This window comes from Archangium gephyra (assembly GCF_049060025.1).
GTDB classification, from domain to species: Bacteria; Myxococcota; Myxococcia; order Myxococcales; family Myxococcaceae; genus Archangium; species Archangium gephyra_A.
Genome location: NZ_JBMEQQ010000002.1, coordinates 3,704,509 through 3,718,279, shown reverse-complemented (window position 1 = coordinate 3,718,279; position 13,771 = coordinate 3,704,509). Strand labels below are relative to the sequence as shown.

General features: G+C 69.7%; 9 protein-coding genes and 1 pseudogene. 6 read left to right on the top strand and 4 right to left on the bottom strand.

The features are described from left to right. Positions 1-27: 27 nt before the first annotated feature. Positions 28-549, top strand: coding sequence for a VOC family protein (locus ACN28I_RS16100; protein ID WP_420942901.1), 522 nt, complete (start codon positions 28-30; stop codon positions 547-549). Positions 550-631: 82 nt separating this feature from the next. Beyond that, positions 632-2,092, top strand: a complete 1,461-nt coding sequence (locus tag ACN28I_RS16095) for a chondroitinase-B domain-containing protein (RefSeq protein ID WP_420942900.1) — start codon at positions 632-634, stop codon at positions 2,090-2,092. A gap of 30 nt (positions 2,093-2,122) precedes the next feature. Here ACN28I_RS16095 and ACN28I_RS16090 read toward each other — a convergent pair whose 3' ends face one another. The 4 genes from ACN28I_RS16090 to ACN28I_RS16075 form a co-directional block, all read right to left on the bottom strand. After that, on the bottom strand, positions 2,123-4,039 hold the full coding sequence (locus ACN28I_RS16090; RefSeq protein WP_420942899.1) for an RICIN domain-containing protein: 1,917 nt from the start codon (positions 4,037-4,039) through the stop codon (positions 2,123-2,125). Between the two features lie 762 nt (positions 4,040-4,801). Beyond that, positions 4,802-6,484, bottom strand: a complete 1,683-nt coding sequence (locus ACN28I_RS16085; RefSeq protein WP_420942898.1) for a hypothetical protein — start codon at positions 6,482-6,484, stop codon at positions 4,802-4,804. A gap of 148 nt (positions 6,485-6,632) precedes the next feature. Then, positions 6,633-6,926 carry a hypothetical protein gene (locus ACN28I_RS16080; RefSeq protein ID WP_420942897.1) on the bottom strand — a complete coding sequence of 98 codons (294 nt, stop codon included), beginning with the start codon at positions 6,924-6,926 and terminating at the stop codon, positions 6,633-6,635. A gap of 58 nt (positions 6,927-6,984) precedes the next feature. Then, complete coding sequence (locus tag ACN28I_RS16075; RefSeq protein ID WP_420942896.1) at positions 6,985-7,758, bottom strand: hypothetical protein; 774 nt, start codon at positions 7,756-7,758, stop codon at positions 6,985-6,987. 522 nt (positions 7,759-8,280) lie between these two features. On the opposite strand from ACN28I_RS16075, the gene hemN reads away from it, so the two are divergent. The 4 genes and pseudogenes from hemN to ACN28I_RS16055 all read left to right on the top strand — a co-directional run bounded on the left by hemN (position 8,281) and on the right by ACN28I_RS16055 (position 13,721). After that, positions 8,281-9,651, top strand: coding sequence for an oxygen-independent coproporphyrinogen III oxidase (hemN, locus tag ACN28I_RS16070; RefSeq protein WP_420942895.1), 1,371 nt, complete (start codon positions 8,281-8,283; stop codon positions 9,649-9,651). A gap of 2 nt (positions 9,652-9,653) precedes the next feature. Continuing rightward, complete coding sequence (locus tag ACN28I_RS16065) at positions 9,654-10,241, top strand: hemerythrin domain-containing protein (protein WP_420942894.1); 588 nt, start codon at positions 9,654-9,656, stop codon at positions 10,239-10,241. Then, a complete protein-coding gene (locus ACN28I_RS16060) occupies positions 10,238-10,618 on the top strand; it encodes a response regulator (RefSeq protein WP_420942893.1) in 381 nt (126 codons plus the stop codon). The genes ACN28I_RS16065 and ACN28I_RS16060 overlap by 4 nt, the downstream gene beginning before the upstream one ends. 125 nt (positions 10,619-10,743) lie before the next feature. Then, positions 10,744-13,721, top strand: a pseudogene (locus ACN28I_RS16055) (SNF2-related protein). Positions 13,722-13,771 lie beyond the last annotated feature (50 nt).

Below are 13,771 nucleotides of genomic sequence, written 5' to 3'. Positions count from 1 at the left end.
CACAACGGCTCGGGTGGGAGGAGACACATGATCCGCGGACTGCATGGGCTGTTCTATTCATCGGAACCGGAAGCGGCGCGCGAGTTCCTGCGCGACAAGCTGAAGCTCCCGCACACCGACGTCGGTGAAGGCTGGCTGATCTTCGATCTGCCCGAGGCCGACCTCGGCGTGCACCCCGTCGATCCGGGCCGGGCGGGCGGTAGTCACGACGTGTCGTTCTACTGCGACGACATCCACGGGACCGTCGCGGACCTGAAGTCGCGGGGCGTCCCGTTCGAGGCGGACGTCGCGGATCACGGCTACGGGTACGTGACGTACTTCACCATCCCCGGCGGCCTCCGCGTCCAGCTCTACGAGCCGAAATACCAGAAGCGCGCCGCGTCCTCGCCACGCAAGGCGGTGAAAACCGCGGCGAAGGCGGCGAAGAAGACGGTGAAGAAGGCGGCCACGAAGGTCGCGGCGAAGGCGAAGCAAGCCGTGGCCAAGGCGAAGACCCCCGCCAGGAACGCGACGGCCAGGCGTGGCACGGCGGCGAAGAAGCGCCGCTGACCAGGGTCGAGTGCCTGTGCCGCGCCGGTTACAAGTTCCCTCCCGTGAAGCTGGACCTGCTCAAGCCATACTGGATCTGACCATGCGAATCCCATTCCTGACGCTGCTCCTGATTTCCAGCACCAGCCTCGCCGCGGTGAAGAACGTCTCCACCGTCACCCAGTTGCAGTCAGCGCTCGCCTCCGCCCAGGCCGGCGACGAGATCGTCCTCACGGACGGCACGTACGCCGTCAACGCGAACCTGAACTGCGCGGCGAATGGCACCGCGTCCCAACCCATCGTCGTGAGGGCCGCGAACCGGCACGCGGCGCTCATCCGGTTCAACGCGACCGAGGGCTTCAAGGTGTCAGGCCGGTACTGGGTCTTCGACGGCCTGACCATCGAGGGGGTCTGCGCCCAGGACGTGAACTGCGAGCACGCCTTCCATGTCACGGGCCACGCGGAGAACTTCGTCCTGCGCAACAGCCGCGTCCGCGACTTCAACGCCCAGCTCAAGGTGAATGCGGTGCCGAACGCCAGCGGCGTCTACGAAATCCCTCACCGGGGGCTCATCGAGAACAATGAAATCTACGACACGCGCGTCCGGAACACGTCGACGCCCGTCACCAAGCTCAACATCGACACCGGTGACGACTGGGTCGTCCGTGACAACTACATCCACGACTTCTCGAAGGCCAACAGCGGCATCTCCTACGGCGCGTTCATGAAGAGCGGCGGCAAGCGCGGCGTCTTCGAGCGCAACCGCGTCATCTGCACCAAGGATGCTCCCGCCGGCAACACGCGCATCGGCCTGTCCTTCGGGGGAGGCGGCACGGGGAACGCCTACTGCGCGCCGGCCTTCGACGTGAACGTCCCCTGCAACCCCGAGCACTCGGATGGAATCCTGCGCAACAACGTCATCATCAACTGCTCGGATGTGGCTATCTACCTGAACAAGGCCGCCAACACGAAGGTGCTGTTCAACACGCTCATCGGCACCACCGGCGTGGACTTCCGCTTCGCCTCCTCCACCGGCGAGGCCCACGGCAACGTACTGTCCTCCGTCATCCGCACCCGCGAGGGCGGCACCTTCACCGCCGGCACGAACCTGATGAACGTGGCCTCGGCCACCTGGGATTCCTGGTACGTGGCACCGCTGGCCGGAGACCTGCGCATCGAGGGCAACGTCGCCCCGCTCATCGGCGGCGCCGCCGCGCGCGCCTCGGTGACGGATGACCATTGCGCCCGTCCACGGCCGTCGGCGGGGGCCTACACGCTCGGTGCGCTGGAGCATTCGCTGGGCGACTGCGGCACCGGCACACCCCCGGACGGGGGGACGCCGGCGGATGCCGGCACGGGGACGGGCGGTGACGGTGGCACCTGGGGCGGAGCGGATGGCGGCTTCGATGCGGGCACGGGCGGCGGGCTGGACGCCGGGGATGCGGAGCCCAAGGACGACGAGGGCGGCTGCAGTACCAGCCCCGGCCTCGCCGCCGTCTTCCTCTCCCTGCTCGTGCCCGTCCTCGCGCGCCGCCGTCCGCGCCGGGCCAGTGACGAGGGATAGGAGTCTCTCCACTCCAACCCCGCTCACGGCTCAGGGTGCCTGGAGGTACCAGCGCTGGCAGTTGGCACCCGAGTAGGGCCAGTGGATGACGTCCGCGCCATCCGCCGTGGAGCACCCCGCCACATCCAGCGCCTTGCCGCTGTGCCGGGCCAGGAGCCGGAAACTCACGCCGTCATCCGTGCGCTCCAGCAGCCACTGCTGGCAGCTCGCACCCGTGTAGGGCCACTGGATGACGTCCGCGCCATCCGCCGCCGAGCACCCCGCCACGTCCAGCGCCTTGCCGCTGTGGGCCGCCAGCAGCGCGTAGTAGCCGCCCCCCACGTGCTGCACCCGCCACTTCTGGCACTCCCCGCCCGTGTAGGGCCACTGGATGACGTCCGTGCCATCCGCCGGCGAGCACCCGCCGACGTCCAGCGCCTTGCCGCTGCTCTTGGAGATCAGCCGGTAGGTGCCGTCGGCGATCGCGCCTCCCGCGAGGGTATTGGTGGGGAACACGTCGATGCTGTCGAACTCGGCGTAGTGCTCCTTCTTGGTGAAGCGCAGCGTGTTGTTGCCCGCGAGCAGTTGCACCCGCGCCGTGGCGTTGCCCCACCGGTTCCACCCCGAGTACGCGATGAAGAAGTCCGTACCCGGACCGCCGTTGACCGAGAGCGTGTGCACCGCCCACGGCCCGCCCGAGGTGCCATTTCCCGTGCGCGCGGCGACGATGTACTCGCCCGCGCGGGGAACGGAGACGGTGAACTGCACGTAGCTCTGCGTGGTGTCGATATAGCTGAGCTTGGACCCTTCGGCCGCGGTGGTCTCGGCCACCACCCGGGGGCCATTGGCGAAGGCGGCCCGCTCGGCCTCGTAGTGGCTCCGGCTCGGCTCGCCGGACGGGAGCGGGATGGGCTGGTTGGGCGCCGCCGGCACACCGAGGTTCGGGGTGTTGTCCGCGTTCCAGGTGAACCGCTGGGCGCGGATGTTCCGGGTCCACCCAGCGCCCTGCCATCGCGCGGTGTGGTAGACGATCCAGTCCTCCGTCCCATCCATCGACTTCGTGAAGGCGTGGTGCCCCGGGCCGTACAGGCCGTTGCCACTGCGGAAGAGGGGAGTGGAGCGCTTCGTCCAGGAGGCGGGGTTGAGCAGATCCGTGCCCACCCGCGCCGTGATGAGTCCCAGGCAGTAGGTGTCCGTCCAGCTCCCACTGGCCGAGTACACCAGGCTGATGACGCCGTTGCGGACGATGATCTGCGGCCCCTCGTTCACCTGCGGCGAGGTGTTGGTCTCCCACGTATAGGTGGGGGTGGAGATGCGCACCCGGGCCGAGCCGAGGGTCCACGGGCTGCTCATGCGCGCGATGTAGAGGTGCTGCTTGTCGTTGACCGTGCCCTCCCAGCCGGACCACAGGAAGTACTTCTCGGTGCCCACCACCAGGACGGTGCCATCAATGGCCCAGCGGTTGGTCGAGTCGGTGATCTGCCCCTTGCTCGTCCAGGTGCCCTGGAAGGGGTCGGCGCTCGCGTTCTCGAGCACGTACATGCGGTGGTTGGCGTTGTTCCCGTCGTCCGCCGCGTAATAGACGTACCACTTGCCATCGAGGTAGTGGATCTCCGGTGCCCAGAGGCCCTTGCTGCCAGGGCCCGACGCCGGCGGGAACCAGATGGTCTTCCGCTCGCCCGCATCGACACCGGTGAGCGTGCGCGAGCGCCACAGCGTCACGTCCCCGCCCGTCGTCTTGGTGAAGTAGTAGTAGCCGTCCGTGTGCCGGTACACCCAGGGATCGGCACCGTCCTGCATGAGCACGTTGTAGAAGCCGCCCATGGTCAGCGGGCGTTCCAGACCCGCCTCTGTGGAGCCCGTGTCAGCGAGACTCTCGTCCGTCCGCGGCTCCTGCGGCCCACATCCCCACAACGTCAGCGCGAGCAGGGTGAACGCCACCGTGCGCGCGTGCATGCGTGTTCTCATTCGAGGCTCCATCAAGGCGTTCTATACCCCGGTGCCGGGGTTTCGAATTCTCCGCATCACACGTGGAGGGACGCTCAGGCCGACGAGACGATCCGGCCATCGCCCTCGAGGATGTCGTAGGCGGGGCCCCACACGTTGAAGTCCGTCTCCCCCGAGCCCCGGCGGAGGATCTCCGCCACCCGCTGGCCCTGCTCCCCGGACGCCTCGAGCGTCCGGAGGAGGTTCTCCTGGTACTCGGAGAGATCGCCCTGCGCCGCGCCGCGGACCGCTTCCGGCGAGTTGAGGAGCTGGACGAGGATGAACTCCAGCTCGTCGCTGTCCTGACCCGCGCGCAGCAGATCGATCACATCCTCGCCCTCCAATCCGAAGGCCGCGGCGTTCTTGAGCAGCACCGCCGTCTCCATCGACCCGAGGTCGATGCTGTCGTCCGTGGCCATTTCCTGGATCTGCTCGGGGGTGAGGCCCAGGCCGCGCAGGCGCTCGATGTCCTTGGCCCCGGCGTCGAGCAGCTCGTGCACCTGCTCCGTGTTCAGCCCGGTCACCTCGCGCAGCAGCTCGGTCTGCTCCGCGCGCAGCGCCTCCTGCTCGCGATTGCCGGTGATGACGTTGCTGATGAAGCCGCCGATGGCGTGGATGCCCGCGCCGATGGTGCCCAGCAGGAGGTCCGCCGCGGTGCCCAGGACGGGGACCGCGCCCGCCACGTCTCCCACGAGCGAGATGGTCGTGCCCAGTGCCTGGATCCACTTCCCCGCGTTCGCCGGATCATTGAAGATGCCGTGCACGTCCTGGGCGAACTGGACGGCGTCCACCACCAGGCCGAGCACCGGCGCCGCCCGCGCGGCGAACTTCGCGGCGTCCGTCGCCAGGCCGCTCGCGTTCCCGAGCGTCTTGAGCACCCCGGCCGTGAGCTCCAGCGCGCCGCTGGCGAAGGCCGCCGAGTTCTTGATGGCGTCCGGGTACCGGCCGTTGGCGAAGGCGTCCACTGCGCCGTAGGCGCTCTGGGCCACCGCGGCCACCCCGAGCGCCTTGCCGAAGGCGCTCTTCTCGTCCCACTTGCCGAGCAGGTTCTGGCCGACCTTGTCCCAGTTGCGATCCACCACCGCTGTCCGGGTGGCGTCGAGGAACTCGCCCACCTGGCCGGGCACCTTCGAGAGCGCCTTGGCCGCCTTGAGCGGCTCCAGCAGTATCTTGAGGTCCTCGAAGGCCGCCAGCGCGCCCTCTTCCGGCGTGCCCGGGTAGTCCCCGCCGAGGATCTCCGCCTGGGCGTTGGGCACCGCCGTGGCGAGCAGCTCGTTCTCGAGCTTCTCGTCGAGATTGCCCGAGGTGGCCTCGTCGATCGCCCGGAAGAGCGCGTTCTCGCCCGCGGGCTTCTGGGAGAAGCTCGGAGACCCAGCGGATGGCGTCATCCGCGTGCGTCGTGCTGCGGGCCAGCTCGTTGTAGCCCTCGTAGAGCGCCTTGGCCGCGTCCTCGTTGCCCTCGACGGCCAGCTTCTCCAGCGCCGGCCGGTTGGTCTCCAGCGTGGAGGCCAGCGCGTCCGAGGCCGCGCGCTCGGCGTCGTAGACCTCCTTGTGCTTCGCGCGGAACTCCGCCTTGTAGGCCTCCACCTGCTCGGGCGTGAGGGCCCCGCCGAACGCCGCGAGATCCTCGGCGAGCCGGGCCTCCATCTCGTCGCGCGCCTGGACGGCGTCCGCGTACGTGTCCTGGGCCTCCTGAACCTGATCCACCGCCAGCTCCGAGAGCTCCTGGGCGGCCTGGGGCTTCGTGCCGACGAGCGCGCCGAGGATCGCGCTGGAGAGCGCGTGGCCCTGGCCCGCATCGGCCAGATCCGAGAGCACGTCGTCGAACTGGTTGAGATCCGTCTGATCCGGCAGGCCCGCGGCGAGCGCCGTGCCGAGCTGCGCCCGCCCCTCGGGGCCGGCCGCGTCCGCCACCTTGGCCAGGGAGGTGAGGGTGTCGCGCGTCACCTTGTTGGAGCCCGAGTCATCCTGGTTGTCGCGCACCCGGTCGCCGAGCTCGGTGGAGATCTTCTCCAACGTGGGCTGGGCCTCGCGCAGCAGGGCATCGGCATACGCGGTATCTCCCGGGTGGTCCGCCACGAGGGTCTCCAGCTCCTTGGCGGCCTCCGTGGCGCCGCCCCGGGCATAGGCCTGCTCGACCCGCGCCGCGTCCTGCTGGGCCTGGGCCTGCGGTGTGGTGGCGGCGGCCGGGGTGTCGGTGGCGGCGGCGGCCGGGGTGTCGGTGGCGGCCGTGGCGGTGTGGGGGGCCGCGGCGGCGGGGTTCAACACCACGGGATCCGTCTTGCGCGAAGGCTCGAAGGTGTCCGCCCGAGGGGTCGCCGCCGGCTTCGCCGTGTTCGCCGCCGGTTTGGCCGAGGGCTGCTGGGGCTGGGTCGTCTTGGCGGTGACGGGCTTGGGGACGGGCCGGAACTTGTTGACGAAGGTCATGGGGCGGGACCGCTATCGGGCTGAGGGGGGACGCCGTGCGGGGATTCTCGGCCGTTGGGGTTCCGAAGTTTCGCTTTCTTGGGAAAAAATCGAAGTAGCCGGGTTTCCTGGTTCTATTACCCCGATTGGGCTGGGCCGGGGCCCCGCCTCAATCGCACTGGCAGGCGCTGGTGGAAAAAGCGTTGCCTGCAGACCAGCCCAGGTCCGTGCAGGTCTCCGTGCATGCCGCGGCCGTGACCTGGGCGGAGGCCGAGCCGCCCTCACAGAAGCAGTTCAGCTCGTGTGGAAAGACCTCGGCTCTCCCACTGGTGAAGCCGGAGGTAGTGCACAGGTCCGTACAGACAGCCGCCGGCTCTCCGCCTTTGTTGTTGTTGGGGCCGCAGGCGAGAGGCGCAGCGGCGAAGAGGCTGGCGAGGGAAAGCGTCGAGAGGATGCGCTTCATGGTGTTCTCCTGGGTGGGGCTAGAACCTGTCGAGACGCAAGAGGTGCTCGAATTTCCCTCACCGCCCAAGCGACGAGGGCGGCGGCTTGGCGCTGAACGAGGGCACGTAGCACTCCCCCTGGTACTCGAAGAGGTCCTCCGGGCACGGGGCCTTGATCTTGTGAGGCATCCAGCAGGCGCCGACGAGCTCGACCTCGGTGTAGCGAGTGCAGGGGGGACGTTTCTGTCCTTTGAAGGGCTCTTTCGGGAGAGGCCGGGTGAGCACGGGTTGCTCCTGGGGGGTGGTTTCCGCCAGCGCCGCGCGGAAGTCCGACGTCCCGGCTGCCGTGGGCGCCTCGTGGCTCAGGGGGGTGGGCGGGGCGCTCGGGGGTTGGGACACGGAGGCCAGACGCACCAGCGTGAGGAGCAGGGCGCACACCGTGGTGGCGCTCACCACGCCCCATCCCAGGCGCCACCGGAGGCGGGGCTCGTGGGTGTCGGACACGGCGCGGACCATGCGCCGCACTTCCTCGAGCACACCTTCCAACGTGAGCAGCAGCGACTCCGCCGACTGCCTGTCCTGGGCCCTGGCCCAGTCGGTGTGCTCCACTTCCATGGCGGAGTAACCCGGTGAGGCCCAGGAGCCGAGGAGCACTCGCCAGTCCTTCCGCGGTGCCGCGCTCTCCTCGGTGGCGTGCTTGCGCACCAGGGCCGTGGCCCCGCTCGTCTCGTGCGTGGCCAGATAGAGCCCCTCCTGGCTGTCATTGGACTGCTGTACCTGTTCCTGAATCAGGTACGGCCCCAACCGCTCCGGTTTCTCCCCGCTCGCTTCGGACTTCTTCTCCTCGTCCACGCGTGCCTCCTCGCTGGCCTCTCCGCCTGCTGGAGGCCAGATGCTCTTGTTCGCATGGACCGAGCCCGACTTCCAGGAGGTGCCTGGTTCGTCAGGTGGAGGCCTACTCACAGGTGCCCTGGAATCTCTGGTCCCCCACGCAGGTGCGGAGGAGGAGAGGGTGGCTCGTCATACGGGTGATGGAGGAGGGACGGGGAGATTCTCCGGCGTGGAGACATTCTGGAGACGCGGACGAAGCCTGCAAGCACCGAGGCCGGAAACCCCCTGATGGCTCAGCGGCTTCCGGCCTCGGCTTGTGTGTCCCCGACGGGATTCGAACCCGTTGGGCTTTGAAGGGCGGGGCGGCTGAGGCCATCCGCCAGGCGTCCGGGCAGGCATAAGGGTTGGAAGCCCGCCTCCCGGGTCCGCGGACCCGCGCAACCCTTGCGCCCGGACGCAGCCCTTGCACCCGAAAACCCCGTCAGGACGGGGGTTTCCGAGGGCACCCGGCGTTGGCACGGTGCTTGGAATGGCTCGGGACCGATGGTGGCATCCCTCGACATTCCGACTCCTTCCGAAGCGCTGATGCGCCGCTACGACGTCGCCGGCCCCCGGTACACCAGCTATCCCACCGTGCCCGAGTGGAAGCAGGACTTCGGCACCGAGCACTACGCCGAGCGGCTCGACGCGGCCGGGCGGGCGGGCGCCGAGGAGCCCCTCTCCCTCTACGTCCACCTGCCGTTCTGCCGCAGCCTCTGCTGGTACTGCGGGTGCAACGTCGTCATCTCCCAGGACCGCGGCGCGGCGGACGTCTACATCGACCATGTCCTCCAGGAGCTGGACCAGGTGGTGGACCGGCTGGGCCGCCGGCGCACGCTGTCCCAGGTGCACTGGGGCGGCGGCACGCCCACCTTCCTGACCGAATCGCAGATCGAGCGCCTGTGGAGCGGCATCACCCGGCGCCTCTCGCCCCTCCCGGACGCGGAGGTGGCCATCGAGGTGCACCCCGCCATCACCACGCCCGCCCAGCTCACCCTGCTGCGGCAGCTCGGTTTCAACCGCGTCTCCATGGGCTTGCAGGACTTCGATCCGAAGGTGCAGGAGGTGACCAACCGCCACCAGCCCTTCGCCCAGACGCGCGCCCTGCTGGACCACGCCCGCGGCCTGGGCTTCTCCGGGGTGAACTTCGATCTCATCTACGGGCTGCCGTACCAGACCCCGGAGAGCTGGGAGCGCACGCTGCGCCAGATATTGGAGCTGCGGCCGGACCGGCTCGCCGTCTACTCCTTCGCCTTCATCCCGGACGTGCTCAAGCACCAGAAGCGCATGCCGGCCGAGGCCCTGCCGGACGCGCGCACCAAGCAGGGGCTGTTCCGCGCCGCCTGGGCGGCCTTCGTGGACGCGGGCTACCTGCCCATCGGCATGGACCACTTCGCCGTGCCCGAGGACGAGCTGGCGCTCGCCCAGCAGCGGCGCGCGCTGGGGCGCAACTTCCAGGGCTACACGGTGAAGGCGGCGCAGGACGTGGTGGCGCTCGGCTCCACCGGCATCAGTGACGTGGGCGGGGCCTACGCGCAGAACGTCCGTGCCCTGCCGTACTACTACGAGCGCGTGCGCGAGGGCCGCTTCGCCACCGAGCGCGGCATCCAGCTCACCGAGGACGACCGCCGCCGCCGCGCCATCATCACCCAGCTCATGTGCAACTTCTGGGTGGACCTGGGCGAGGACGGCCCGCGCGACTTCGCGCTGGAGTTGGAGCGGCTCGAGCCGCTGGAAGACGATGGGCTGGTGCGGCGGGAGGGCAGCCAGCTCGAGGTAACCCCCCTGGGGCGGCTGTTCGTGCGCAACGTGGCGATGGTGTTCGACGCCTACCTGCGCCGGGCCGAGCGGCCCCGTTTCTCCCGGACGGTATGAGCATGGACGCGATCGATATTCTCGTGAATGAGCATCGCCACATCGAGCGCGTCATGGACGTGCTCGAGCGGGCCGTGGAGTACGGCCGCGGAGGTGGAGATGTGTCGCCGGTGCTCTTCGAGCGCGCTGCTCACTTCCTCCGCACCTTCGTGGACGGCAGCCACGATGCGAAGGAGGACGAAGTGTTCCAGGCCATCACCTCGCGAGGGCTGCTCCCCGGCGCGGGCGTGCTGGCGGCGCTCTCCGCCCAGCATACGGCGGGGCGCGAGCTGGCGGCGGAGTTGAGCGAGGCCGTCCGGGCCGTCACGCAGGGCGAGAAGGAGCCCGAGGCGCTGTTCACCCTCTCCGAGCGCTACGTGCGCCTGCACAGGGGCCACACCGAGGCGGAGGAGATGCGGTTCTTCCCCATGGTGCGGCGGCTGCTCCCGGTGGACGTGATGGAGCGGGTGCGGGCGAAGTTCGCGCGCATCGAGGCCACGCATGGGCCGCTGGCCGACGCGGCGGATGCCCTGGAGCTGGCCTTCCCCCTGCCCGTGCCCACCGTGCGCCGCCCGGGCAGCGTCCGTGCCCATCCGTGGGTCGGGCGATGAATACCCTGAAGCCCGTGAAGCGCATCCTGGTGGTGGACGGCGAGCCCGTGGCGACGGGCGCGCTGTGTGATCTCCTGTCGATGGACGGCTATGTCACGGTGGGCCTGTGCACGCCGGACGAGGCCGTCCAGCGCCTGCGCAGCGAGCTCTTCGACGCGGTCATCACGGATGTGGTGCTGCCCGGAGGCCAGGGGTTGGAGGTGGTGCGCACGGCCCGCGAACTCCGGCCGGACACGCCCGTGCTGGTGGTGACGGGACAGGTGAACTCGCTCGCGTCCGAGGTCGCCCGCTCGTTGGGCGCGAGCCGGGTGCTCGGCAAGCCGCTGCGCTACGAGACACTCGTCTCCGTGCTGCAGCGTTGCCTCCAGGGCGGCTGAGCGCTCCCGGCTGAACCCGGTGGACGCTGACTGACACACGGAGCGGCTTCTTGTTTCCTTTGTGCCCGGGTGGGCACATCGGCGTTGCGCCGCGCGTCCTCGGAGCGTAGGGAGTCCCATCTCCCATGTCCGCGACCGCTCAACTGCTCGAAGCCGTTCGAAAGGAAGCCCGCCCCGGCATCTGGACCACCGGGGTGAACCTCTCCCGCAATGGGGCTGTCTCGCTCCAGTCCCAGAAGCCCACGGAGCTGGAGCTGAGGGTCAAGGCGCCAGGCCGCCCGGTTGCTCTCACGGTCACCCTCTACCCGAACGACGCCGTCTGGGAGTGTGACTGCCCCGGCCGGGTGGATCCGTGCGAGCACGTGGTGGCGGCGGCCATCTTCGTCCAGCAGGCGGAGAAGCAGGACACCCCGCTGGAGACGGTCACCAAGAAGTGGTCCCGCGTCGTCTACCACTTCACCCGGGTCTCCGGAGGGCTGGAGCTCCACCGCACGCTCGCGCACCCGGATGGGAAGGAGGAGCCGCTCGAGGACAGTCTTGCCTCCATCGTCGCCAGGCCGGCCAAGGCCGCGACCCTCCAGATCGAGCAGTCGGATCTCCTCGCGGATCGTCTCCTGGAGAAACGCATCCGGGGCGCGCTTCCTCCCGAGCGGCTGGATGCGCTGCTCCAGGTGCTCCAATCCGCGCGCAACGTCCTGCTCGACGGGCGGCCCGTCGCCGTCTCGGACGAGGTCGTCCTTCCCCGGGCCCTCGTCGAGGACCGGGGCGGGCAACTGGTGGTGACGGTGGCGAAGGATCCCCGTGTCGTCGATGTCGTGAGCCCGGGGGTCGCGCTGCTCGGAGATGCGCTGGCGCGCCTGGGCGAGACCGCGATGACGGGCCCCTGGCTCCAGAACCTTCCGGTCGTCCGCACCTTCGCGGCCGAGCAGATGGGGGAGATCACCTCGAAGGTGCTCCCCGAGCTGGGCCGCCGCATGCCCATCGACGTCCGCAGCAAGCGGCTGCCCTCCATCGACCGCGACCTGAAGCCGCGCATCCTGCTGGAAGCTCAATCAGCTCGAGTCCGGGCTGTCCGTGCTGCCCACGCTCGTCTACGGCGCGCCGCCCTCGGTGCGGATCGACAACGGGCGGATGGTCTACCTGCGCGGAGCCGTCCCCCTGCGCGACGAGGCGGCCGAACAGCGGCTCCTCCATTCGCTGCGGGATGAGCTGAACCTGGTGCCCGGCCGGCGGCTGACGGTGCAAGGCCAGGAGATGGTGCGCTTCGCGGACAAGATCCGCCGCTGGCGGGGCGATCTTTCCGGCGACGCCGCGGGCATCGTGAGCCCGAACGTCCAGCTCCGGCCGAAGCTCGAGGTGCAGTCCACCGTCACCGGGCCCGGGATTCCCGACGTGCGCTTCACGCTCGAGTTCCAGGTGGAAGGGGACAAGGGCGCGACGCACTCCGTGGACGCGGCCGCCGTCATCCGCGCGTGGAACGAAGGGCTGGGGCTCGTCCCGTTGGAGGGCGGCGGCTGGGCGCCTCTGCCCCGCGCCTGGTTGGACAAGAACGGGCAGCGTGTCGCGGACCTCCTGGCCGCGCGGCAGGCGGATGGCCGCGTCTCCAACCACGCCCTGCCGGAGCTGAGCGCGCTGTGCGAGACGCTCGAGCAGCCGCCTCCGCCGGGGCTCGACAAGCTGGCGCCGCTCGTCGAGGGCTTCGAGAAGCTGCCCGCTCCCACGCTGCCCGAGGATCTCACGGCCACGCTGCGCCACTACCAGCAGCAGGGCGTGAGCTGGCTCGGCTTCCTCAAGAGCGCGGGCCTCGGCGGAATCCTCGCCGACGACATGGGCCTCGGAAAGACGCTCCAGACCATCTGTGTGCTGGGCCCTCGCACGCTCGTCGTCTGCCCCACCAGCGTGCTCCCCAACTGGGCCGCGGAAGCTCAAGCGCTTCCGCCCGTCGCTCAAGGTGTGCGTCTACCACGGGCCCGGCCGCGCCCTGGACGAGGCCGCCGATGTGACGATCACCACGTACGCCATCCTCCGGCTGGACGCGGCCGTACTCGGGGGGCGCACCTGGGACGCCGTCGTGCTGGACGAGGCCCAGGCCATCAAGAATCCCGAGAGCCAGGTGGCGCGCGCCGCCTTCGGGCTCCAGTCCCCCTTCCGGCTGGCGCTCAGTGGTACGCCGCTGGAGAACCGGTTGGAGGAGCTCTGGAGCCTGATGCACTTCACCAACCCGGGCCTGCTCGGGGGACGCCGGCAGTTCGAGGAGAAGGTGGCCCGGCCCATCTCCGACGGAAGCACCGAGGCGGCACAGCAGCTGCGCAAGCGCATCCGGCCCTTCGTCCTGCGCAGGCTCAAGCGGGATGTCGCGCCCGAGCTGCCGCCGCGCACCGAGTCCGTGATGCACGTGTCCCTGGATGAGAAGGAGCGCTCCGTCTACGACGCGGTGATGGCGGCGACGCGTGCCGAGGTGGTCGCCCTGCTCAACGAGGGCGGCAGCGTGCTCAAGGCCCTGGAGGCCCTGCTCCGGCTGCGTCAGGCGGCCTGCCACCCGGCGCTCGTCCCGGGCCAGCAGGCCAGCTCCTCGTCGAAGGTGCAGACGCTCGTGGAGGCGCTCGGCACCGCGGTGTCGGACGGCCACAAGGCCCTGGTGTTCTCGCAGTGGACCTCGCTGCTGGATCTCATCGAGCCGCACCTCAAGTCGTCCGGAATCGCCTTCGATCGCCTGGACGGAACGACGACGAATCGCGGGGACATCACCGCGCGCTTCCAGACGCCCGAGGGCGCGCCGGTGCTGCTGATGTCGCTCAAGGCCGGTGGCACCGGTCTGAACCTCACCGCGGCGGACCACGTGTTCCTGATGGACCCGTGGTGGAACCCGGCGGCCGAGGCGCAGGCGGCGGACCGCGCCCACCGCATCGGCCAGGAGCGTCCGGTGATGGTGTACCGCCTGGTGTCGCAGGGCACGGTGGAGGAGCGGATTCTGGGGCTCCAGGAGAAGAAGCGCGCCCTCTTCGAAGCGGCCCTGAGCGAGGCGGCGGGCGCGACGGCCATCACCCGCGAGGATCTGCTCGAGGCTCTTCTCCTGAGCCGAGCCCGGTTGCCCGGTGCCTGAGCGGCCTCGATGGGGTCCGAGGCCCTCTTCCGGGAATCAGGGAGGCCCAA